Below are 21,478 nucleotides of genomic sequence, written 5' to 3' on the forward strand. Positions count from 1 at the left end.
CTCGGGCGCGATCCAGCACCTCGCGGGGATGAAGGACAGCAAGGTCATCGTCGCCATCAACAAGGACGAGGAGGCGCCGATCTTCCAGGTCGCCGATTACGGCCTCGTCGGAGATCTGTTCGAGGTGGTCCCTGCGTTGAGCGGACGGTTCTGAGCCATGGGAGCCGAACTGATCGACGGTCGGGCCTTTGCCGCGCGGCTGCGCGCCAGCGTGCGCGACCGGGTGGCCGAGGCGGCGCCACGGGCCGGGCAGGCCCCCGGCCTCGCGGTGGTACTGGTGGGCCATGACCCGGCGTCCGAGGTCTATGTCCGCTCCAAGGGCAAGCAGGCGCTCGAAGCGGGCATGAAATCCTTCGAATACCGCCTGCCCGAGACCACGCGGGCGGCCGAGCTGCTCGACCTGATCGCGCGGCTCAACGACGACGCGCAGGTGCACGGCATCCTCGTGCAGCTGCCCCTGCCCGCCCATCTCGATCCCCGCGCGGTGATCAACGCGATCGCCCCGCACAAGGATGTAGACGGCTTTCATATCTCGAATGTCGGCATGGTCGGCACAGGACAGGAGGCGATCGTGCCCTGCACGCCGCTGGGCTGCATGATGATGCTGCGCGAACGCCACAGCGATCTGCGCGGCAGGACCGCCCTCGTCATCGGCCATTCCAACGTCGTGGGCAAGCCGATGGCGCGGCTGTTGCTCAATGCCGATTGCACGGTGATGATCGCGCATAAATCCTCCACCAACATCCCCGAGCTGGCGCGGCTGGCCGACATCCTCGTGGTCGCCGCCGGCGTGCCGGGGCTGGTGCGCGCCGACTGGATCAAGCCGGGCGCCACGGTGATCGACGTCGGCATCAACCGCATCCCCGCGCCCGAGCGGGGCGAAGGGCGCACCCGCCTCGTCGGCGACGTGGATTTCGACGCCGTCCGCGAGGTGGCCGGCGCGATCACGCCGGTGCCCGGCGGCGTCGGCCCGATGACCATCGCCTGCCTCTTGGCCAACACGCTCAGCGCCTATTGCCATCAACACGGGCTCGATTGCGCGCCCCTCGACTTGGATGAACAGGACCCCGCATGAACCGCTACTGCCTGACCGTCACCTGCCCGACCCGGCGCGGCATCGTCGCCGCCATCTCCACCTTTCTCGCCAAGCACGACTGCATGATCACCGACAGCGCCCAATTCGACGATCAGGCGACGGGCCGGTTCTTCATGCGCGTGAGCTTCACCCCCGAGGAAGGTGCCGATCTCGACACGCTGCGCGAGGGGTTCGAGGCCGTCGCCCGGCTGCTGGAAATGGGCTGGGCCTTCCACGACGAGGCCTGCAAGATGAAGGTCGTCATCATGGTCTCGCGCTTCGGCCATTGCCTGAACGACCTGCTCTACCGGGTGCGTATCGGCGCGCTGCCGGTGGAGGTCGTGGCGGTTATTTCGAACCACATGGATTACCAGAAGGCGGTGGTGAACGCCGACATTCCGTTCCACTGCATCAAGGTCACGCCCGACAACAAGCCCGAGGCCGAGGCCGCGATCATGCGCGTCGTCGAGGAGACCGGGGCCGAGTTGGTCGTGCTGGCGCGCTACATGCAGATCCTCTCGGACCAGATGTGCCGGGTGATGTCGGGGCGGATCATCAACATTCACCATTCCTTCCTGCCCAGCTTCAAGGGCGCCAACCCTTACAAGCAGGCCTTCGAGCGTGGCGTGAAGCTGATCGGAGCGACCTCGCACTATGTCACCGCCGATCTCGACGAAGGCCCGATCATCGAGCAGGACATCGTCCGCGTCACCCATGCGCAATCGGCCTCTGACTATGTGAGCCTCGGCCGCGACGTCGAGGCACAGGTGCTGGCCCGCGCGATCCACGCCCATGCGCATCACCGGGTCTTTCTCAACGGTAACAAGACGGTGGTCTTTCCCGCTTCACCGGGCAGTTTCTCAAGCGAACGCATGGGCTAGGCACCTGCCTTTCCCGCGCGCGAGACCACGAGGGTCCGGCCCGATCCGGGCCCTTTTCGCATGGCCGGGCGCGCCTTCCATCATTCCCATGCAAGCGCGTCTTTCCCGAGAATGAATGAGGACGCAATTCTCTGCGCTCGACAGAGGCAATGCTTCGAGGGCGCGGGGGCCTGTGACCGCTCAGGCCCGGTTCAACAGCTTGTTGTACTTCGTCACGAACAGGTCCTCGCCCTTCATCTTGCGCGTCAGCAGATCCCCTGCCGTGAAAAGCCCGAGGAAGGAATTGCCGCGTTTAGGGCCAAGCGGCACGAGGATCGGCGCCTTTGGTCCCCATGGCTTGTAGGGCTTCATCTCTTGGATCGGCTTGCCCGCCATGAGCCCCTTCAGCGTCGTCTTGAGCCATGGAAGCTGGCGGCTCGTCGCGACGATAGTCATGCCGTCGCCCGCATCGGCCACGTCACCGGCGGCAAAGACGTTCGGCAGCGCGGATGGGCGCAGCCACTTGTCCACCTTGACCCTGTTCGCGGTGCTTTTTCGCGTATCGGGCAGGGCTTTGAGCAGTTCGGAGCTGGCGCGCGAGCCCAAGGCGGGAAAGATCAGATCGAACTCCTGCTCCGACCCGTCGGAGAGCGTCAGGCGGCCGGTATGGGGCTCGGTCATGCTTTGAAGGTTCTGGGCCCGTTTGCCGAGGATCAGGGTCACGCCAGCGGCGCGCAGCTTCTTTGCCAGCCCGGCGCCGAGCTTCTCCGGCATGGTCGGAAACAGGCGCCGTCGGCATCCGAGATCAGCGTGATCTCCTTGTCCGGCATGGCATGGGCGATCTCGCCCGCAAGCTCGGTGCCGACGGCGCCTGCACCGACGATGCCGACCCGGCGCGCCGTCTTGAGCTGTTCGTGGATGCGCTGGTTGGCCTTTCGCAACCCCACGATGTCGTCGCCGACGGGCTTGAAGGGCATGGCATTGGCCGAGCCGGTGGCGACGACGATCTGGTCGGCTTCCACCCTTTGCCCGTCCTCCAGAGTGACCCCGGTCGCGTCGATACCGCTCGCGCGGGTGCGGATCACGCGGCCGTTCTTCAACAAGCGGTCATAGGGGATCAACGCCCGGTCGAGCAGCGAGGGGTCGACCACGGCGCGGATCATCGCCGGGGCATGAACGAAATGGCTGCGCGGCTCGATCAGGGTAACGTCGGCGGTGTTGTCGAGGGCTTTGGCAAGTTCGGCGCCGATATAGCCGCCACCGATGATCGCGATGCGTCTGGACACGGGATGTCTCCTTTCTTGGCGGCCATGCGGCTGTTCCGCGCCGGGGCTCGCTGGTTTTCCCTGGGTATCAATCGGTTTCGGGCTGGTAGGCGATCTGGCCGTATTCGCCCGCGCGGAACTCGCGGAAGGCCTGTTTCAACTCGCCTTCGGTGTTCATCACGAAGGGGCCCCGCATCGCCACCGGCTCCGTGATCGGCTCCCCGCCGAACAACAGCAGATCGAGCGGCTCCGCACGCGGGTTGACGATCTCGATCTCCGTCCCGTCAGCGCCAAGCTCGAAATATCGCTGCGTGCCGACCTCCGTGCCGCTCACGACTGCGCCATGGCCGGGAAGGAAGCCCGCAACGGGGAGATCGGGGCGCAAGGGCACCCGGGCAGCGCCCATGGGCTCGACGCGAAGATGCCAGATGAACTCGTGTGCATAGATCGGGATCGGCGATGCGTTTCCATCGTATTCACCCAAGAGCACCTTGAGTTGGGCCCGGCCCCCCGGCAGGGCCACGACAGGCAACTTCTCGGCCGGAACGGGCAGGTATTCGGCCGGCTCTGCCTTGTGCCGTGCGGGCAGGTTGATCCAGAACTGGAAGCTGTGCAGCCTGCCGCCCTCGCGGCGCAGCTTCGCGGGCAGCATTTCGTCATGCACGATGCCGCGGCCCGCCTTCATCCATTGCACACCGCCCGCGGTGATGGTGCCATGCCCGCCGCTGCTGTCGGCATGGGTCAGCGCCCCTTCCAGAACATAGGTGAAGGTGGCGATACCCCGGTGCGGATGGGCGAAGGAGCCGTCGGGATCGGGAAGCTCGCCCGCCGCGATGGTCATCGGCGGCAGGTGGTCCAGCAACATGATCGGACCCACCGATTGGGCCGCCTCGTTCGGGAGGGCCCGGGCGATGGTGAAGGGGCCGACCCGATCGGGCCGGGCGGCTTTATGGGATATGACCTGTTTCATCGGATGTCTCCGTTTGCCGATTCAGAGGTAGGCATCCGAAGGGCAGATTGAAATTTATATTTTCTGCGTATCTATATCAGGTTTTCTTATGAACGGGGGTTGCTGGTGAAGCTGGTCAGGCCTCCGGGCTTCTGGATCGCGAAATCGGCGTCCAGAAGGGCCAGAGGCGATGGTATGTCGACGACCTGCCCATGAAGAAGCAGTTGCTGGTGACCGGCCTCGGTTGGGGCCGTCTGCCAGAATACATGATCGCCGAAGAGTTGGCGCGAGACCAGCTGCGGGCAATCCTCCTGCCGCACACCCATCTGAGCTTTGGCATCGAGGTTTTCGTCTTTCGCCAGCGCAGGCCGGTCATAGGTCCCGTCGCGGATCATCTATGGAACGAGTTCGGTGCGTATTTCCGGTAAGGGGACATGGGCCTGAGACCTTGTCCTAAGGCTGCGGAGGCCCGTTCCGGCGGCGGGCGGGGCTATCTGCGCCCCGCCACGATCCGATCGAGGATAAGCGCGCAGAACAGGATCGCGAGGCCCGCGAGGATGCCTTGGCCCGCGGCGGCGAATTGCAGCGCCTCCAGCACGTCCTCGCCCAGCCCCTTGGCGCCGATCAGCGAGGCCACCACCACCATGGCCAGCGACAAAAGGATGGTCTGGTTGATGCCCGCCATGATCGTCCGGCGCGCCAGCGGCAGGTCCACCCGCCACAGCAGGTAGCGCGGCGTCGCGCCGAAGGCCATCGCCGCCTCCCGCACCGCCGCCGGCACCTGCTGCAGGCCCAGCACGGTAAAGCGGATCACCGGCGGGCTGCCGAAGATCATCGTCGCCACCACCCCCGCCGGCTTGCCCGATCCGATGAAGGCCACCACCGGGATCAGGTAGACGAAGGAGGGCATCGACTGCATGAAGTCGAGCACCGGGCGCACCACCGCGAAGACCCGGGGCCGCCGCGCGCAGTAGATCCCCAACGGGATGCCCAGCGTGATCGAGATCAATGCCGCCGCCCCCAGAAGCGCGATGGTGGTCATCGCCTTTTCCCAGAAATCGAGCACGCCCAGATAGGCCAGCGCCGCGGCGGTGAAGATCGCCACCCGCGCGCCGCCCGACAGCCAGCCCAGCATCACGAAGACCAGCGCTACCACCGGCCATGGCGTGCCCACCAGCACCAGCTCGATCCAGTCGAGCAGCGTGCGCATCCCCAGCGTCACAGCATCGAAGAAGCCGCGCCCCGAATCTTTGGTCCAGTCGAACACCTCCTGCAGCCCGTCGCCGAGCTGCAGCTGCCAGTTGCGATCCGTCGGAAACGTCTCGAGCAGCGCGACGGCGTCAGGCCGCGCGAATTTCAGCACCGACAGGCCCACCACGATCACCGAGAGCAGCGCGGCCATGAACAGCCGGTCGCGCGACCATCCGCTCGCCGCGCCGCGATCCGACCGCCACCGGGCGAACTGCGCCTCCAGCGTCCAGTTGGCCAGCGCCGCCGCGCCGAAGCGGACCGCCGCCAGCAGCGCCAGCCCACCGGCGAAATAGAGGATGCCGCCCGCATCGGCAGTGCGCGCCGCCGCCTGCGCACCGGCCTGCGCGCCTTCGAGCGCCTCGGCCGCGCGGCGCAGATTGTCGAGCGAGGCCGCGCCCGAAGCCTCGGCCGCCGCGACCTGCTGGCGCCGCAATTCCAGCGTCTGGGCGATCTGATCGGCGCGCAGCCGCGCCTCGCGGCCCAGATCGCCGAACAGCCCCATCCCCATCAGGATGAAGGCCAGCGTGTCGAAGAGCAGCACGCCGAGGAACCACGACCATAGCCCGCGCGCCCCGAACCAGATCGGCCCCAGAAGTGCCGCCGCCCCATTGAGCGTGAAGCGGTAGCCAGGCGCCTGCATCATGTGCCGGAAGACGCGCTGGTAATAACCGGGCGAGCGATCGACGAACTCACTTACAAGGCGGTCCAGCCGCGCGCTCGTCTCGGGCCGGATCTGCGACGGATCGACATGCATCATGGCGCGCTCCTCAGGCTTGGCTGTTCTGGATCGCGCGCAAAAGGCACGCGCGGTTGATGACGCCCACGGTGTTGTGGTCGTCGGCCACGGTGACGATGCCGTGCCCGTCCACCGCGAGGTTCATGAGATCGCTGAGATCCATCTTGGGATGCGCGACCCGCGCATCCCGGGGCACCGCGCCATGGCGCGCCTCGAACTCCGCCAGCGGCTGCATCACCGAATGGGCGAAGATCAGGTTGAGCTTGGAGATCCCGGCCACGAAATCCGAGACGTAATCATCGGCGGGATTGAGGATGATCTCTTCGGGCGTGCCCACCTGAACGATGCGCCCGTCCTTCATGATCGCGATCCGGTGGCCGATGCGGATCGCCTCGTCGAGATCATGGGTGATGAACATGGTGGTCTTGCCCAGCTTGCGCGACAGCGCCATGAACTGGTCTTGAAGCTGCTTGCGGATCAGCGGATCGAGCGCCGAGAACGGCTCGTCCATCAGCAGGATCTCGGGGTCGGCGGCGATGGCGCGGGCGAGGCCCACGCGCTGCTGCATGCCCCCCGACAACTCATGCGCGTATTTGTCCTCCCAACCGGCCAGTTCGACCAGATTCAGCACCCGGTCCGCCTCTTCCCAGCGGCGCGCCTTGCCGGCGCCGCGGATCTCGAGCGGCATGGCGACGTTGTCGCGCACCGTGCGGTGCGGCATCAGCCCGAAGTTCTGGAACACCATCGCGACGCGGCGATTGCGCAGCTCGCGCAGCCCCGCCTCGTCGAGCTTCATCACGTCCTCGCCGTTGATGCGGATCTCGCCGGCGGTCGGATCGAGCAGTCGGTTGACGTGGCGCACCAGCGTCGATTTGCCCGAGCCCGACAGCCCCATCACGCAAAACAGCTCGCCCCGCGCGACCTGGAAACTGGCATCCGCCACCCCCACCACGCAGTCGAACGCCTCAAGCACCTCGGCCTTCGTCAGATGGTCCTCGTGGATCGCCGTCAGCGCCCGATGCGCCTGCGCTCCAAAGATCTTCCAGACGCCGCGTGCGTCGATCGCGATATCCCCGTCCATCTCGCCCCCGTCCGGTTTGTGGCGCGCCGCCCCGACCGGGGGCGGGGCGGTTGCGTTCAATTCAGGCCCAGCCAGCCATCGACCACATCGCCATTGGCGGCGAGCCAGTCGGCCACAGTGGCGTCCATGTCGCGCCCCTCGACGATCACCTCGTAGGTCAGCTCCGAAAGCGCATCCGCCTCCATTTCGACCTGTCCGAGGAAGGCCGCGGCACCGGGGTTGCGCTCTTCGAGCGAACCCGAATAGGCCACCGTCACCGTCTTGACCGGATCTCCGGTGGTGATCGACGATTTGTTGAACCAGTCGGCGTCCTGATCGGGTTGGACCATGTCATATTGGGCCGGATCGTGGGCGGGCTCCTCGATCATGGTCACGTCGTAGAGCGCGTGCACGTAATGGGGCGAGTAACAGTAGAAGACCACGCCCTCCTCGCGCTCGATCGCGTCCTTGAGGCGCGCGTAGAACACCGCCTCGTCCTCGGTCGTCGGCTCGAGGAAGGTCTCGATGCCATAGTCGCGCACCTTGACCTTGTGCACGTTGGTCGAGGCCCAGCCGGTCGCGCCGATCCAGATCTCGCCCTTGCCATCGCCATCGCCGTCGAACAGCGGCTGCGCGACCGGGGTCGCGAGGTCGTAGACCGAAGTGATGCCATGCGTCTCGGCCATGTAGGTCGGGGTGCAAAAGCCGGTGCGCCCCTCGTAGCTGCCGGCCGAAAGCGCGACGCTGCCCTTCTCTTCCACGTATTCCTCGACATAGGAGGCGTGGTTCGGCAGCCAGACGTCGGGATGCACGTCGATATCGCCGCGCCCGCCATCCATCGAGGCGAAGATCACCGCGTTGGCCCCCGGCGCATAGCCGACCTCGCTGCCGAGGCGGGTCTCGATCACCTGACCGATGATCCGGCTCATGATCCGCGCGCCGGGCCAACTCGGTTCGCCCACCATGACCTTTTCCTGGGCGGCGGCCGGGCCGGCCAAGCTCAGCACCGCGAGGGCTGTCGTCGCGAATGACGCTGTCTTCATGGGTGTCGTCTCCTGTTGGGGGATGATGCGCCTCAGGCGCGGGCCCGCTTGCGCTGCGGATCGATGAAGGGAATGTCGGCGACCGTGCCGCCAAGCCGCTTCATGCGGCCGTCCATCTGGCCGATCTCCAGCCGGCGGCCATTCTCGGAATGCTCCACCCCGAGGCGCACGATCGCGACCGCATGGCCGAGCGTGGGAGAGCGGGTGGCGGAGGTCACCACGCCCACCTGCCGTTCGCCGTCGAGCACCGGGCTCGCATGGCGGGGCACGTCGCTCCCGTCGAGCAGCAGCCCCTTGAGCACCCGGCGCGGAGCCTGCGCGTTGCGCGCCAGCGCCTCGCGGCCGGTGAAGGCGGGCTTGTCGAGGTCAACGGCAAAGCCCAGCCCCGCCTCGAAAGCGTCCACACCGGGCGCGAACTCCGCCCCCGCGGCGGCCAGCCCCGCTTCGATCCGGATCATGCCGAGCGCCTCGGTGCCCATCGGCGTGACGCCCAGATCCGCGCCCGCCTCCATGATCGCGTCCCAGATCGCCAGCGCGTCGGCGCGGGCGCAGAAGATCTCGTATCCCAGCTCACCGGTATAGCCCGATCGCGCCAGCATGAAGGGCGCACCCTCGCGGTCGCCAAGGCGCGCGACGGTGACGCCGAACCATTTGAGATCCCCGAGCGCGGGAACCTGCGGCTGGGTGAAGACGATGCGGCGCAGAAGCTCGCGCGACTGCGGCCCTTGGACGGCGAGGTTGGGCATCGCGCCACCGAGCGCGTGGATGCGCACCTGCGCGCCCATCTCGCGCGCCAGTTCCTCGAGCACGCGACCGCTCTCCTCGCTGCCGCAGCACCAGCGGAACAGCTCCGGCCCGAGCCGGAACAGCGTGCCGTCGTCGATCACCGTGCCGGCCTCGTCGCACATCAGTGTGTAGGCACCGCGCCAGACTGCCATCTTGGCCACGTTGCGCGTCGTGGCCCGCTGCAGCAGCGCCTCGGCGTCAGGGCCGACGATGTCGTATTTGCGCAGGCTGCTCATGTCCTGCACCGTGACCGCCTCGCGGCAGGCCCAGTATTCGCCCAAGGCCCCCGTGGCGGGAAAATCGACCGCCGCCCACAGGTCACGCGCCGCCGAAAAATGCCGGGTCAGCGGCTCGAGCCGCGCGTGAAAGGCCGAAGGCTGGCTGGTGGTCATCGGGGCGTCTTCCTTTTCGCGCCAGGCCACGGCGCGGCGGATGGGGGTCTCGGGGCGGTAGATGCGCACATGCACATCGGTCGGATTCCAGCCGTTGATCGGGTCGATGTCGTCGGGGCAGGCGGTGGAGACGCAGACCAGATCCTCGAGCGCGCGCATCGTGACGTGATCGCCGGGGCGGGAATGGGATTCCTCGGTCATGATCCGGTGCGAGGCATGGTCGATCCACGTGTTCCAGAAGAAGTTGATCGCGGGCCAGGCCGAGCGGCGCGCCACCCCGTAGGGCGCCAGCGCCTCGGAGATGTTGTCCGAGCAGTTCAGATGGCCGGGAAAGCCGCGATCCTCGTAGCCGCGCGCGGTACAGGCCAGCCCGAACGTGTCGTGCCGTCCGCAGGTGTCCTGCACCACCTGCAGCAAGGGCCGCATCTCAGCGTCGTGGAACTTGTCGAGCAGCCCCGGCCCCGGATAGGCGCCGCGCACCATCGAGCGGGTGGCGGTGCCGTCGATCATCCATTCGCGCCCCGCCTCCAGCCCGTCGCTGCGAAACGCGGTGAAATCCGAGCATTGCTGCCCCTCGACGTCGATGATCTGGAGGTATTCGCCCTCGCGCAGCCGGTAGGCCAGCGCGGTGCCGCGTGGCACGGTGAACTCCTCGCGCACCTCGCCCAAGGGGGCGGGCAGCCGGACCTGCGTGCGCGGCGCGGGCTGGTGCGTCACCTCGAGGCGCGAGGGATGCGCGCCGCCGATCATCGCGTCCGTGGCCGCGGGGTGGAACAGCCACGCGGTCACCGCGCGGCTTGCGCGCAGCACCAGCGGTTCGTCGCCGGGCCGCAGCCGCGCCGCCGGGACCCGGCTCGCAGCCCCGCCCTGCGCCGCGATCCAGCCCAGCATCGGCTCCGCGTCGCACTTGAGAGGCTCCAGCACGCCGTCCGCCACCAACCCCAGCGCCGGGGCGGCATCGCCACCGCGCGCGTCGAAGCAGGCGATCCGGGCCTCCCCGCCCTCGACGATCACCGACAACAGGTCGCCGGGTTCGAGATCGAGCCGCAGCCCCGCGCGCGGGGGCAGTACATGCCGCCGCGCTTCGCTCGCCTTGGGAAAGCCCGGAAACCTCCGGGCGGGGGTGGCGTATCCGATGTTGTCGAACGCGCGCAGGAGTGCGTAGTTGTCCATCGAGCAGGTCCCGCTCCCTTGATGTAACTGGTTACATGTTCGGTGTAACTGGTTACATTCGTCAAGAACCTTGTTGCGGGTCTCGGATCCGGCCCGAAAATGCCGGAAAGCTGCACAGGAGGCGCAGGACGCGATGCAAAACAGGGCACCCCACAGACGCGCCAACCTGCGCGACGTCGCCGCGGCGGCCGAGGTTTCGGTCGCGACGGTGAGTCGGGTGTTGAACGCGCCGGGCAGCGTGGCCCGCGATACCCGGCTTCGGGTCGAGGATGCGATGGCGCGGCTGCACTGGACCCCGAGCGCCGCGGCCCGGGCGATCAATTCGGGCCGTAGCCGCTTCGTGGGCGCGCTGGTGCCGACGCTCGATCACGACATCTTTGCCCGGCTGCTGGCCGAGCTGGAGTCGCGGCTGGCCGAGCATCGACTGTCGCTGGTGGTGGCCACCACCCGCGGCGATCCGCAGACCGAGGCGCGCAAGGCACAGGGCCTTCTGGACATCGGCGCCGAGGGGCTGCTCGTCTCCGGTGCCGCCCGCGCGCCGGAGTTCCACGCCCTGATCGAGCGGACCCGCCTGCCCGCCGTGGCGACCTCGTGGTACGATCCCGGCTATGCTCTGCCGACGGTGGGCTACGACAACCGGGCCGCGGCGCTGATGGCGCTGCGCCACCTGACCGATCTGGGCCATCGGCGGATCGCGGTGCTGCACGGCCCGCTCGCTACCAACGACCGGACGGCGCTGCGGGTCACCGCGCTCGAGGAGAGCGACCACGACCTCGTCTTTCACGCCACCGGCATGACGATCGCCGACGGTCGCGCGGCCACCCGCGCGGCGCTGGCCGCGCCGGTCCGCCCGACCGCGCTTTTGTGCCTGTCGGATGTGCAGGCGACCGGCGCGCTTCAGGAATGTCTTCATGCCGGAATACGCGTGCCCGAGGCGCTGTCGGTGATCGGCACCGACGATCTGCCCGGCTCGGCGCATCTCTATCCGGCGCTGACCACCGTGCATCTGCCGGTCGGGCGAATGGGCCGGGTCGCGGCCGACGCCATTGCGGGCTGGGTCGAGGCGCAGCGCCGCCCCGAGGCACAGCTCCTCGACACAGCGCTGATGGCGCGCGACAGCACCGCCGCGCCACCCAGCGAAGCCTGACGCGAAGGGTCTTGGCATTCCCGAAGATCGGCGGCGATCCCGCCGGCCATCGTCATTTTGTGATCGGTGCTCTCCGGCAGCCCGCCCCCGATCTCGGGTCTGCCCGGATCTTCATCGCCATCACTGTGTCGAAACGTGCAGGATCCCCACCCGCCGATGGGGGTCGGGCTGATGTCGTGACTGGGACGAGCGCCGCCTCATGCGACCTGCTCGTGGGAAACCCGACTGACGGATCCTGAAGAAGGCGCGTGAACCGCCGCGCGGGTTCACGGGGAAAGGAACGTCAGGAACTCCCGCTCCCGAAAGAGCGCCCTATCATGACCTGCATTCGAAAGGCTTCAGCCACGCCAAGTCCGGATCGGGCCGGAATCGATATGCGTGAAGTTCGATCCATGGTATCGGCCGACGCCTCCGACCTGCAGCCATTCCGCTATGTTGGCCACGTCCGTCATGGGAATACCCTCGAACAGGACGTCGGCGGCCCGCCGTTTCATGTGATAGCTGTTGGACGAGGCGCCAATGCCCCGGCTTTGCAGAAACCGCGTCGTTTCCGGCGTGCGAAACCCCGAAAGCAGAATGATCTGGCCCGAATGCCCCTGCTGCCGGACCACGTCCGATAGCGCCGCAAGGCTCCAGTAGATCCTGTGGTCGATGTCCGGGGTCTCACCGTCGCGCCAGTCCCGGAACAACCAGTCCAGCCGACGCAGCGCGCGCCGATCCGTGCGGCCGTCCTTCATGAAGCGCAAGGCCCGGCGTTCGCCGGTATGGGCGTTGGTGATGTCGAGATAACTGTCCCCGCGCGGAAACATGAAGTCCAGCCGCGTGCCGGGCCGGGTGGGAGAAGGCAGTTTCTCATAGCCGCGAGCGGCGCAGCCTGACAGGAGCGGCGTGGCGAGGCTTGCGCCGGCAGCACAGAAAAGCCTGCGCCGAGTGACGCGCCCCGCGGGCGGGCTGGATGTATTCATGGTACCTCATCACTGCTCGGCCCCGTTTCCCGGGGTCTCGAAGAAGACGCTGTCGAGAACGCCTTCCGGATGCAAAGCATGCGACAGGCCGATGCTTCGGACAAGGGGTGTCCGGGCCGCAAACGACACCGTTACCTGAATGCGCCGCATCGATAGCGCCGCGGCCCGGCCCGGAGTTTCCGGTCTCGCCCGGACGGCGCACCGGGCGCCCTCAGGGGCGGGGCGGTGCAAATCGCTGGAAAATTGTCCGAAATTCGGCTATGGTCGCAACCATCTGCATAGGGATCGCCCGGCTGGTGCGCGTTTCTTCACCGGTCGCGCGAGCGGGCATCGCGATGATCGTTGCGGCCAGTCTGGTACTGATTGTTCTGTTTTCCGTCGGCTTTCACCTTCTCAGCCCTTGGTGGTGGACCCCGATCGCCTCGAATTGGGGCTATATCGACACCACCCTCGTCGTCACCTTCTGGATCACCGGCGCGGTCTTCGTCGCGGTGGTGCTGTTCATGGCGTGGTGCGTGTTCCGCTACCGCCACAAGCCCGGCCGCGTCGCCCATTACGAACCCGAAAGCCGTAGGCTCGAAATCTGGCTCACCGGCCTCACCGCGCTCGGCGTGGCGGCGATGCTGGCACCGGGCCTCGTGGTCTGGAAGCAGTTCATCACCGTTCCCGACGAGGCGACCGAGATCGAGGTGGTGGCGCAGCAATGGTTCTGGAGCTACCGCCTGCCCGGCGTCGACGGGCGGCTGGGAAGCTCCGGCGTCGAATGGATCGATTTCGAGAACCCGCTCGGCATCAACCCGCATGACCGCTTCGGCGCCGACGACGTGGTGATCGACGCGGGCGACCTCCATCTGCCACTGGGCCGGCCCGTGAAGGTCAATTTGCGCTCGATCGACGTGCTGCATGATTTCTACGTGCCCGAGTTCCGCGCCAAGATGGACATGGTGCCCGGCATGGTGACCTATTTCTGGTTCACCCCCACCCGCACCGGCGAATTCGAGGTGCTCTGCGCCGAACTCTGCGGCACCGGCCACGGCATCATGCGCGGCTATGTGCTGATCGATGAGGAGGCCGACTACGAGGCCTGGCTCGGCGAGCAGCTTACCTTCGCGGGTCTGCCCGCGAGCCAAGGCATTCAGGTCGCGAAGACCGCGGGAGGGAGCGATCCATGAGCAGCGTCAGCGAAGACCCCGACACGGGCATTCCGCCCGCCGAAGTCCCCGACCTGCCGCCGCCGCATGCGCATGGGTTCTGGTCGCGCTGGGTCTTTTCGCAGGACGCGAAATACATCGCCCTGCAATATTCCGGCACCGCCATCGCCATCGGCCTCGTGGCCCTCGTGCTGTCATGGCTGATCCGGATGCAGCTCGGCTTTCCCGGCGTGTTCGATTTCATCTCGGCCGAGGCCTATTACCAGTTCATCACCATGCACGGCATGATCATGGTGGTCTACCTGCTCACCGCGATCTTCCTTGGCGGCTTCGGCAACTACCTGATCCCGCTCATGGTCGGCGCGCGGGACATGGTGTTTCCCTTCGTCAACATGCTGAGCTTCTGGATGTATTTCGCGGCCGTCGTGGTGCTGGCGGCAAGCTTCTTCACGCCGGGCGGGCCCACCGGGGCGGGCTGGACGCTCTATCCGCCGCAGGCGATCCTGTCGGGGACGCCGGGCGGCACGCAATGGGGCATCGTGCTGATGCTGGTGTCGCTCATCCTGTTCATCATCGGCTTCACCATGGGCGGTCTGAACTATGCCGTCACGGTGCTTCAGGCGCGAACGCGCGGCATGACATTGATGCGCATGCCGCTCACCATCTGGGGCATCTTCACCGCCACCGTCATGGCGCTTCTGGCCTTCCCCGCGCTGTTCGTGGCCGCCGTGATGATGCTGTTCGACCGGCTCTTGGGCACGTCGTTCTTCATGCCCGCGCTGGTCGAGATGGGCGAGCAGCTGAGCTATGGCGGCGGAAGCCCGATCGTGTTCCAGCACCTGTTCTGGTTCTTCGGCCATCCGGAGGTCTACATCGTCGCCCTGCCCGCCTTCGGCATCGTGTCAGACCTGATCGCGGTGCATGCGCGCAAGAACATCTTCGGCTACCGGATGATGGTCTGGGCCATCGTCATCATCGGCGCGCTATCCTTCATCGTCTGGGCGCACCACATGTATGTCTCGGGGATGCACCCCTATTTCGGCTTCTTCTTCGCCACCACGACCCTGATCATCGCGGTGCCCACCGCGCTCAAGGTCTATAACTGGGTCCTGACGCTGTGGCGCGGCGACATCCACCTCACCTTGCCGATGCTCTTCGCGCTCGGCTTCATCGTCACCTTCCTCAACGGTGGTCTCACCGGCCTCTTTCTCGGCAACGTGGTGGTCGACGTGCCGTTGTCGGACACGATGTTCGTGGTGGCGCATTTTCACATGGTGATGGGTGTGGCGCCGATCATGGTGATCTTCGGCGCGATCTATCACTGGTTTCCATTGATCTCGGGGCGGATGCTGTCGCACCGCATGGGGCTCGTCCATTTCTGGGTCACCTTCATCGGCGCCTACGCGATCTTCTTTCCGATGCATTACGTGGGTCTTGTCGGGGTGCCGCGCCGCTATCCCGACATCACGGCGAGCTTTGTGCCAGACAGCGTCGCCACCCTCAACGCCTTCATCACCGTGGCGGCCCTGACCGTGGGCGCGGCGCAGATGTTGTTCCTGTTCAACCTGTTCTGGAGCCTGTGCTTCGGACGCAGATCTGGCCTGAACCCGTGGCGCGCCGCCTCGCTCGAATGGCAGACGCCCGAGATCCCGCCGCGCCACGGCAACTGGGGCAAAGAGCTGCCCGTGGTCTATCGCTGGGCCTATGACTACTCCGTGCCGGGGGCCGCGCGCGACTACATCGCGCAGGACGATCCCGGCCCCCGCGCCAGCTGGAGCCACGTGCCATGAGCATCGTTCTGGGCTTCGTCGCATTGGTCGCCGTCATCGCGCTGACATGGCTGTGGAAACAGGGCGTGACAGAGCGGCCATGGTTGGAGACCGGCGCCGACACCCGCATCCCTTCCCCCGGCGGGCAGCCCACGGGGCGGGCCGGGCTCGGCATCTTCCTGATCGTGGCGGGCGGGCTCTTCGCGCTGTCGGGCAGCGCGGTGACCATGCGCATGGGCTATGCCGACTGGTTCGAGATGCGGCTGCCGCGTGTGGTCTGGCTCGGCTTGGCGCTCCTTGTCCTGAGCAGCCTCGCCATGCAAGCCGCCGTCTTCGCCGCCCGGCGGGGCGACGGGCCCGGCCTCGGGCGCTGGATCGGGGCGGGGGCCACGAGCATGGCGGGCTTCCTTCTCGCGCAGGGCCTCGCCTGGGCGCGCATGGCCGAGAGCGGGCAGAGCCTTGCCGCGACGCCGGGGGCGAGCTTCTTCTATCTGATCTCCGGGCTGCACGGGCTGCACATCCTCGGCGGGTTGGTGGCGCTGGCGCGGGTGGCCCTGCGGCTGCGGGCGGGGCCCGGTGCCGCCGCCCCCACCGTCGCGCTCTGCGCCATCTACTGGCATTTCCTGCTGATCGTCTGGGTCGCCATGCTGGCGATCCTCACCGGCTGGGCCGCCGACGCCGCAGCACTTTGCCGCGCGATATTGATCTGAGGGAGACGCGCATGACCGACGCCACAGCCCCCCGATCCGTCCCTCCCCGCCCAGACGGGCTGGAAGGTCTTGCCGCCGACTGGGCCTCCGACCAGCGCGCCTTCAAGAGCGCGTCGTGGGGCAAGGCAATGATGTGGATATTCCTGCTGAGCGACACCTTCGTCTTCGCGATCTTCCTCATCTCCTACATGTCGGCGCGCAGCTCGACCGAAGCGGACTGGCCCAATGCGAGCGAGGTCTTCTCGCTGCATATCGGCGGCGCGGACCTGCCGCTGGCCTTGATCGCGATCATGACCTTCGTGCTGATCTCGTCATCGGGCACCATGGCGATGGCGGTGAACTTCGCCTATGCGCGCGACCGCAAACGCACCGCCGCGCTGATGTACACAACCGCGGCCTTGGGCGCGCTCTTCGTCGGCATGCAAGCCTTCGAGTGGTCCAAGCTGATCCATGAGGGCGTGCGCCCATGGGGCAATCCCTTCGGTGCGGAGCAGTTCGGCGCGACCTTCTTCATGATCACCGGCTTTCACGGCACCCATGTGAGCTTTGGCGTGCTGTTCCTGCTGATCGTCGCGGGCAAGGTCCGCAAGGGCGCGTTCGACAGCGGCCGGCGGACATGGCTGTGCCGTGAGAAGGGCGATTACGAGGCGGTCGAGATCATGGGCCTCTACTGGCACTTCGTCGATCTCGTCTGGGTGTTCATCTTCGCGTTCTTCTATTTGTGGTGAGGCTGTCATGACGCATGCATCCGCGAACCAGACCGCCTCCGCCGACACGCATGAGGGGCAGGCGCATCCGGTCCGGCTCTACCTCGTTTGCTGGGGTTTTCTCTTCGTGCTCTCGATCGCCTCCTACATGGTCGATTACGCGCAGTTGCAGGGCATGCTGCGTTGGGGGCTGATCCTGATCTTCATGGCGCTCAAGGCCGGGCTGATCGTTGCGGTCTTCATGCACATGGCGTGGGAGCGGCTGGCGCTGGTCTATGCGATCCTGCTGCCACCGCTCGCGGCGGTGGTCTTCATGGGAATCATGATCGCGGAATCGGGCTATACGCTGCAGGCCCGCGAGACGCATTTCTCGGCCCCCCGATAAGGCGTCTCGGGCTTCCAAGCGGTGAAATGAGGCTTTGGGTGCCGCTCGCGTCAGTCCCGCGCCAAGCGCAGCTCGGCCACGAAATTATAGGCGTCGCCCCGGTAGAGCGAGCGGGTGAATTCGGCCACCCGGCCATCGGCAAGATAGGAGGTCCGCTCGATCCGCAGCCCGGCCGTGCCCGGTTCGACCTCGAGCGTGGTGGCGTCGTCGCGGCCCAGGTTGATGGCCGAGATCCTCTGCAGGGCGCGGACGGGCCGCAGCCCGGCCTCGGCGAGCGTGCCGTAGAGCGACACCTCGACCGCGCCCGGATCGGGCAGGATGTCGAGCGGCAGCGCCGCGCGTTCGATCGCCATGGGCCGCCCGTCGGCCAGGCGCAGCCGCGCCAGCCGCGCGACCGACGCGTCCGACGAGAGACCGAGCGCCACCACCTCGTCCGGCGAGGGGATATAGATGCCCCGGTCGAGCCAGAGGGTCGTCGTCGACAGCCCGCGCCGCGCCATGTCCTCGGTGAAGGAGGTGAGCCGCGACAGGGATTGTTCGAGCCGGGGCGCAGGCGGCGCCACGAAGGAGCCGGAGCCCTGCTTCTGGATCACCAGCCCGTCTTCGACCAACCGGCCGATCGCCTTGCGGACCGTGACCCGCGACAGCCCGGTCATCGCCGCGATCTCGCGCTCCGGCGGCAGCGGACTTCCCGGTGCCAAAAGCCCCTGCGAGACGGCCTCGGAGAACTTTTTGGACAGTTGCAGATAAAGCGGCCCGCCATCGGCGCGGCTCCAGTTCCCGGGGTCGAGGACGGCCGAGATCTTCATGCGCGCCCGCCCGCCGCCTGCGCGAGGATCAGCGCCCCGTCGAGCGGGGTGCCGAGCGGGGCGACGAAGCGCCGGTCCGGACGGTCGAGCAGAGCCCGGTAGCGTGGCCCCAGCCCTCCGGTGAGGCAGATCGGCTCCTCCGGGCGATGGCCGAGAGCGGCAAGCGCGCGGTCGAGCCAACCCGCGCCGCGCGCGAACAGATCGCGCGCAAGCGGATCTCCGGCCTCGAGCGCCTGAACCAGCACCGGCGCGAGCGCACCGTAATCCGCGGGCCGCGCGGAGGCTGCAAAGCCGACGATCTCCTGCGGCGTCCCGCCCATCCGCGCAAGCAGCGCCTCCGAAAGGGCGGTTCGGTCGCGCATGCCATCGACCGCTTCGAGCGTGGCGGCGAGCGCCGCGCGCCCGAGCCAGCCGCCGGAGGCCTGATCCGACAGCTGCAGCCCCCAGCCGCCGACCGCGCGGATGGTGCCCCCGCGCCTCAGCCCCACGAAACTTCCCGTTCCGATGGCAAGGACGGCGCCGTCACCCTCCGCTCCGAGTGCCCCGGCGATGGCGATATTGCGATCCTCGGTGACGCAGCAGCGCCCCGGCAGCTGACCCGCGACCTTGCGGGCCATGTCGTCGGTCTGCACCCCTGCAAGGCCGGCATGTCCGATGGCCTGCTCCAGCTCCGCAGCCCCGAGACCCGCCGATTGCGCCGCGGCGGTGATCGCCGACCGCAGATTGGCCATCCCGCCTTCGAAATCGGATGTGAGATTGGCCGGCCCGGCGGCCCCCTGTCCGACCACGCCGTCGCGCCAGATGGCGGCACGGCAGCCGGTGCCGCCGCCATCGATGCCGAGATAAAGGGAGACTGCTTGCTTCATGTCATACCTATATAATACCTTTAGATGAGTGTGAAGACATATAACCCCCCGCGAAGACGTAGAAGCTGGCTGCGGCAGCCATTCGCACCGATATGCTCGAAGCCATCTGGACAAGAGGTATCATAAAGGTATTAGATAGGTCTCGAAGGGGGATTCGCATGACGCTACCGCGTACCGAGCAGTTGACGGCCGACACGGCGCTGGACCGGATGGACGGCCCGGCCGCGTTGTCGCGCATGATCGACGTTCAGGTCGCGGCGGTTGAGAGCCTGCGCCCAGTCACCGGCGAACTCGAGGCCGCCGCGCGGCTGGTCGCCTCCGCCCTGGTGGGCGGGGGGCGTCTAGTCTATGCGGCCGCCGGAAGCTCGGGGCTGATGGCGCTGGCCGACGCGGCCGAGCTGCCCGGCACCTTCGGCATCGCCCAAGGTCGCATCCTGCTGCGCATGGCGGGCGGCGTGCCGGTGGACGGCACGATGCCGGGCGACACCGAAGACGACACCGAGGCCGCGCGTGCCGTCGTCGCGGAACTGCGCGCCGACGATGTCCTCATCGTGCTCAGCGCGAGTGGCACCACGCCATTTCCTACCGCCATCGCGGAGGGGGCCAAGGCGCGTGGCACACGCATCGTGGCGATCGCCTGCAATCCCGGCACACCGCTTCTTGCCGCCGCCGATGTCGCGATCTGCGTCGAGACACCGCCGGAGGCGCTGGCGGGCTCTACCCGGATGGGGGCGGGCACCGCGCAGAAGGCGGCTTTGAACCTGATTTCGACCCGGGCGGGCATCCTTCTGGGTCACGTGCATGACGGCATGATGGTCAACCTCGTCGCCGACAATGCCAAGCTGCGTGCCCGTGCGATGCATATCGTCGCCAGCGTGACCGGCGTGAGCGACGACGCGGCGGCACATGCACTCGACCGCGCAGGCGGCGCGGTGAAGCGGGCCTGCCTGATCGCCTCGGGTGCCGCACCGGAGGCGGCGCAGGCGCTGCTCGACGCGCATCACCAGCATCTGCGCCCGGCTCTCGGCGCGCTCATCGCACAACAAGACGCCTGAACAGGGCGCGGCAACACCAACACGGGAGAAGACAATGACCAAACGGATATTCGCCGGCGCGCTCTTGGGCTCGACCTTGCTGACCGGCATCGCGCAGGCGCAGGAGGTCACGCTGACCATCGAGAGCTGGCGCAACGACGACCTCTCGATCTGGCAGGACCAGATCATCCCGGCCTTCGAGGCCGCCCACCCCGACATCAAGCTCGACTTCACGCCATCGGCCCCGGCCGAGTACAATGCGGTGCTGAACTCCAAGCTCGACGCGGGCTCGGCGGGCGACCTGATCACCTGCCGTCCCTTCGACGCCTCGTTGGCGCTCTATGACGGCGGCAAGCTCACGGATCTGAGCGATCTCGAGGGCATGTCGAACTTTTCGGATGTGGCCAAGTCGGGCTGGAGCACCGATGACGGATCGGCCACCTACTGCGTGCCGATGGCCAGCGTGATCCACGGCTTCATCTACAACAAGGACGCCTTCGAGGAGCTGGGGCTGGAGGAGCCCACGACCGTCGACGCGTTCTTTGCCGTGCTCGATGCGATCAAGGAAGACGGCACATACATCCCGATGGCGATGGGCACCAACGACCAGTGGGAAGCCGCGACCATGGGCTACCAGAACATCGGGCCCAACTATTGGAAAGGCGAAGAAGGCCGTCAGGCGCTGCTCTCGGGCGAGGCCAGCCTTTCCGACCCCGAATGGGTCGCGCCCTACGAGCAGCTCGCCCGCTGGGGCGAATATCTGGGCGACGGCTTCGAGGCGCAGACCTACCCCGACAGCCAGAACCTCTTCACGCTGGGCCGCGCGGCGATCTACCCGGCCGGATCCTGGGAGGTGTCGGGCTTCAACAACCTCGCCGACTTCGAGATGGGGGCCTTTCCGCCGCCCGTGCCCAACGCGGGCGATGAATGCTATATCTCGGATCACACCGATATCGGCATCGGCATGAACGCCGCGACCGAACATCCCGAGGCGGCGAAGACCTTCCTCGATTGGGTTGCCTCGCCCGAGTTCGCCACGCTCTATGCCAACGCCCTGCCCGGCTTCTTCCCGCTGTCGGAGACCCCGGTCGAGATCGAGGACCCACTGGCGCAGGAATTCGCCAGCTGGCGGCAGGAGTGCAACTCGACGATCCGCTCGACCTACCAGATCCTATCGCGCGGCACGCCGAACCTCGAGAACGAAACCTGGAACGCCTCGGCGCAGGTGATCAAGGGTGCGGAGACACCGTCGGACGCGGGCGCGCGCCTGCAGGACGGCCTCGCCAGCTGGTACGAGCCCAAGCCGTAATTAAAGGCCATGCCGGGCGCGCCCGCCGCGCCCGGC

19 protein-coding genes and 2 pseudogenes are annotated in these 21,478 nt (G+C 67.2%); 12 read left to right on the forward strand and 9 right to left on the reverse strand.

Going from position 1 to position 21,478, the window contains the following annotated elements:
• The 3 genes and pseudogenes from ACJASC_RS14590 to purU all read left to right on the forward strand — a co-directional run.
• Positions 1-154: pseudogene (locus tag ACJASC_RS14590) on the forward strand (electron transfer flavoprotein subunit alpha/FixB family protein); the annotation flags it as partial.
• Positions 155-157: 3 nt separating this feature from the next.
• Positions 158-1,075 (forward strand): bifunctional methylenetetrahydrofolate dehydrogenase/methenyltetrahydrofolate cyclohydrolase FolD, encoded by a 918-nt coding sequence (folD, locus tag ACJASC_RS14595; protein ID WP_415146644.1) that lies wholly within the window; start codon positions 158-160, stop codon positions 1,073-1,075.
• A complete protein-coding gene (gene purU / locus ACJASC_RS14600; RefSeq protein ID WP_021695562.1) occupies positions 1,072-1,956 on the forward strand; it encodes a formyltetrahydrofolate deformylase in 885 nt (294 codons plus the stop codon). Before folD ends, purU begins: the two co-directional genes overlap by 4 nt.
• A 180-nt stretch (positions 1,957-2,136) precedes the next feature.
• On the opposite strand, the pseudogene ACJASC_RS14605 reads toward purU, so the two are convergent.
• Positions 2,137-3,221: pseudogene (locus ACJASC_RS14605) on the reverse strand (NAD(P)/FAD-dependent oxidoreductase).
• A gap of 67 nt (positions 3,222-3,288) precedes the next feature.
• Positions 3,289-4,170, reverse strand: coding sequence for a pirin family protein (locus ACJASC_RS14610; RefSeq protein ID WP_415146645.1), 882 nt, complete (start codon positions 4,168-4,170; stop codon positions 3,289-3,291).
• A 143-nt stretch (positions 4,171-4,313) separates the two neighbouring features.
• Between ACJASC_RS14610 and ACJASC_RS14615 the strand changes: the two genes are divergently transcribed.
• Positions 4,314-4,577, forward strand: a complete 264-nt coding sequence (locus tag ACJASC_RS14615) for a LysR substrate-binding domain-containing protein (protein WP_415146682.1) — start codon at positions 4,314-4,316, stop codon at positions 4,575-4,577.
• Between the two features lie 62 nt (positions 4,578-4,639).
• On the opposite strand, the gene ACJASC_RS14620 is transcribed toward ACJASC_RS14615, so the two are convergent.
• The 4 genes from ACJASC_RS14620 to ACJASC_RS14635 are packed head-to-tail and all read right to left on the reverse strand — an operon-like array spanning position 4,640 to position 10,590.
• A complete protein-coding gene (locus tag ACJASC_RS14620; RefSeq protein ID WP_021695558.1) occupies positions 4,640-6,157 on the reverse strand; it encodes an ABC transporter permease in 1,518 nt (505 codons plus the stop codon).
• A 10-nt stretch (positions 6,158-6,167) separates the two neighbouring features.
• Positions 6,168-7,217, reverse strand: a complete 1,050-nt coding sequence (locus ACJASC_RS14625; RefSeq protein WP_415146646.1) for a quaternary amine ABC transporter ATP-binding protein — start codon at positions 7,215-7,217, stop codon at positions 6,168-6,170.
• Between the two features lie 56 nt (positions 7,218-7,273).
• A complete protein-coding gene (locus tag ACJASC_RS14630) occupies positions 7,274-8,239 on the reverse strand; it encodes an ABC transporter substrate-binding protein (RefSeq protein ID WP_415146647.1) in 966 nt (321 codons plus the stop codon).
• A gap of 32 nt (positions 8,240-8,271) precedes the next feature.
• On the reverse strand, positions 8,272-10,590 hold the full coding sequence (locus ACJASC_RS14635; protein ID WP_415146648.1) for a DUF1989 domain-containing protein: 2,319 nt from the start codon (positions 10,588-10,590) through the stop codon (positions 8,272-8,274).
• Positions 10,591-10,723: 133 nt separating this feature from the next.
• Between ACJASC_RS14635 and ACJASC_RS14640 the strand changes: the two genes are divergently transcribed.
• Positions 10,724-11,737, forward strand: coding sequence for a substrate-binding domain-containing protein (locus ACJASC_RS14640; RefSeq protein WP_415146649.1), 1,014 nt, complete (start codon positions 10,724-10,726; stop codon positions 11,735-11,737).
• 338 nt (positions 11,738-12,075) lie between these two features.
• Here ACJASC_RS14640 and ACJASC_RS14645 read toward each other — a convergent pair whose 3' ends face one another.
• On the reverse strand, positions 12,076-12,702 hold the full coding sequence (locus tag ACJASC_RS14645; protein WP_081698659.1) for a YcbK family protein: 627 nt from the start codon (positions 12,700-12,702) through the stop codon (positions 12,076-12,078).
• A 260-nt stretch (positions 12,703-12,962) separates the two neighbouring features.
• Between ACJASC_RS14645 and ACJASC_RS14650 the strand changes: the two genes are divergently transcribed.
• The 5 genes from ACJASC_RS14650 to ACJASC_RS14670 are packed head-to-tail and all read left to right on the forward strand — an operon-like array spanning position 12,963 to position 17,424.
• Positions 12,963-13,874, forward strand: a complete 912-nt coding sequence (locus tag ACJASC_RS14650) for a cytochrome c oxidase subunit II (protein WP_415146650.1) — start codon at positions 12,963-12,965, stop codon at positions 13,872-13,874.
• Entirely contained in the window at positions 13,871-15,643 is a 1,773-nt protein-coding gene (locus ACJASC_RS14655) for a cbb3-type cytochrome c oxidase subunit I (protein WP_415146651.1), read from the forward strand. Before ACJASC_RS14650 ends, ACJASC_RS14655 begins: the two co-directional genes overlap by 4 nt.
• Positions 15,640-16,332, forward strand: a complete 693-nt coding sequence (locus ACJASC_RS14660; protein WP_415146652.1) for a cytochrome c oxidase subunit 3 — start codon at positions 15,640-15,642, stop codon at positions 16,330-16,332. The genes ACJASC_RS14655 and ACJASC_RS14660 overlap by 4 nt, the downstream gene beginning before the upstream one ends.
• Before the next feature lie 11 nt (positions 16,333-16,343).
• Positions 16,344-17,060 carry a heme-copper oxidase subunit III family protein gene (locus ACJASC_RS14665; RefSeq protein ID WP_415146653.1) on the forward strand — a complete coding sequence of 239 codons (717 nt, stop codon included), beginning with the start codon at positions 16,344-16,346 and terminating at the stop codon, positions 17,058-17,060.
• Between the two features lie 7 nt (positions 17,061-17,067).
• Complete coding sequence (locus ACJASC_RS14670) at positions 17,068-17,424, forward strand: cytochrome C oxidase subunit IV family protein (RefSeq protein ID WP_021694560.1); 357 nt, start codon at positions 17,068-17,070, stop codon at positions 17,422-17,424.
• A 50-nt stretch (positions 17,425-17,474) separates the two neighbouring features.
• Here ACJASC_RS14670 and ACJASC_RS14675 read toward each other — a convergent pair whose 3' ends face one another.
• Both ACJASC_RS14675 and ACJASC_RS14680 read right to left on the reverse strand, forming a co-directional pair.
• Positions 17,475-18,233: a GntR family transcriptional regulator gene (locus ACJASC_RS14675; RefSeq protein ID WP_415146654.1), complete on the reverse strand. Its 759-nt coding sequence runs from the start codon at positions 18,231-18,233 to the stop codon at positions 17,475-17,477.
• The gene (locus ACJASC_RS14680; protein WP_415146655.1) at positions 18,230-19,099 is read right to left on the reverse strand and encodes a glucosamine kinase nucleotide-binding domain-containing protein; all 870 of its coding nucleotides are present in this window, start codon (positions 19,097-19,099) and stop codon (positions 18,230-18,232) included. Before ACJASC_RS14680 ends, ACJASC_RS14675 begins: the two co-directional genes overlap by 4 nt.
• A 158-nt stretch (positions 19,100-19,257) precedes the next feature.
• Between ACJASC_RS14680 and ACJASC_RS14685 the strand changes: the two genes are divergently transcribed.
• Together ACJASC_RS14685 and ACJASC_RS14690 are read left to right on the forward strand one after the other, a co-directional pair.
• Entirely contained in the window at positions 19,258-20,154 is an 897-nt protein-coding gene (locus ACJASC_RS14685; protein WP_415146656.1) for an N-acetylmuramic acid 6-phosphate etherase, read from the forward strand.
• Positions 20,155-20,188: 34 nt separating this feature from the next.
• Entirely contained in the window at positions 20,189-21,442 is a 1,254-nt protein-coding gene (locus ACJASC_RS14690) for an ABC transporter substrate-binding protein (RefSeq protein WP_415146657.1), read from the forward strand.
• The last annotated feature ends 36 nt before the right edge of the window (positions 21,443-21,478 follow it).

Source organism: Limimaricola cinnabarinus (assembly GCF_047631075.1).
Lineage (GTDB): Bacteria > Pseudomonadota > Alphaproteobacteria > Rhodobacterales > Rhodobacteraceae > Limimaricola > Limimaricola cinnabarinus.

Coding starts and splice junctions, on each gene's coding strand:
- folD (WP_415146644.1), top strand. CDS start 158: ATGGGAGCCGAACTGATCGACGGTCGGGCCTTTGCCGCGCGGCTGCGC.
- purU (WP_021695562.1), top strand. CDS start 1,072: ATGAACCGCTACTGCCTGACCGTCACCTGCCCGACCCGGCGCGGCATC.
- ACJASC_RS14610 (WP_415146645.1), bottom strand. CDS start 4,170: ATGAAACAGGTCATATCCCATAAAGCCGCCCGGCCCGATCGGGTCGGC.
- ACJASC_RS14620 (WP_021695558.1), bottom strand. CDS start 6,157: ATGATGCATGTCGATCCGTCGCAGATCCGGCCCGAGACGAGCGCGCGG.
- ACJASC_RS14625 (WP_415146646.1), bottom strand. CDS start 7,217: ATGGACGGGGATATCGCGATCGACGCACGCGGCGTCTGGAAGATCTTT.
- ACJASC_RS14630 (WP_415146647.1), bottom strand. CDS start 8,239: ATGAAGACAGCGTCATTCGCGACGACAGCCCTCGCGGTGCTGAGCTTG.
- ACJASC_RS14635 (WP_415146648.1), bottom strand. CDS start 10,590: ATGGACAACTACGCACTCCTGCGCGCGTTCGACAACATCGGATACGCC.
- ACJASC_RS14640 (WP_415146649.1), top strand. CDS start 10,724: ATGCAAAACAGGGCACCCCACAGACGCGCCAACCTGCGCGACGTCGCC.
- ACJASC_RS14645 (WP_081698659.1), bottom strand. CDS start 12,702: ATGAATACATCCAGCCCGCCCGCGGGGCGCGTCACTCGGCGCAGGCTT.
- ACJASC_RS14650 (WP_415146650.1), top strand. CDS start 12,963: ATGGTCGCAACCATCTGCATAGGGATCGCCCGGCTGGTGCGCGTTTCT.
- ACJASC_RS14655 (WP_415146651.1), top strand. CDS start 13,871: ATGAGCAGCGTCAGCGAAGACCCCGACACGGGCATTCCGCCCGCCGAA.
- ACJASC_RS14660 (WP_415146652.1), top strand. CDS start 15,640: ATGAGCATCGTTCTGGGCTTCGTCGCATTGGTCGCCGTCATCGCGCTG.
- ACJASC_RS14665 (WP_415146653.1), top strand. CDS start 16,344: ATGACCGACGCCACAGCCCCCCGATCCGTCCCTCCCCGCCCAGACGGG.
- ACJASC_RS14670 (WP_021694560.1), top strand. CDS start 17,068: ATGACGCATGCATCCGCGAACCAGACCGCCTCCGCCGACACGCATGAG.
- ACJASC_RS14675 (WP_415146654.1), bottom strand. CDS start 18,233: ATGAAGATCTCGGCCGTCCTCGACCCCGGGAACTGGAGCCGCGCCGAT.
- ACJASC_RS14680 (WP_415146655.1), bottom strand. CDS start 19,099: ATGAAGCAAGCAGTCTCCCTTTATCTCGGCATCGATGGCGGCGGCACC.
- ACJASC_RS14685 (WP_415146656.1), top strand. CDS start 19,258: ATGACGCTACCGCGTACCGAGCAGTTGACGGCCGACACGGCGCTGGAC.
- ACJASC_RS14690 (WP_415146657.1), top strand. CDS start 20,189: ATGACCAAACGGATATTCGCCGGCGCGCTCTTGGGCTCGACCTTGCTG.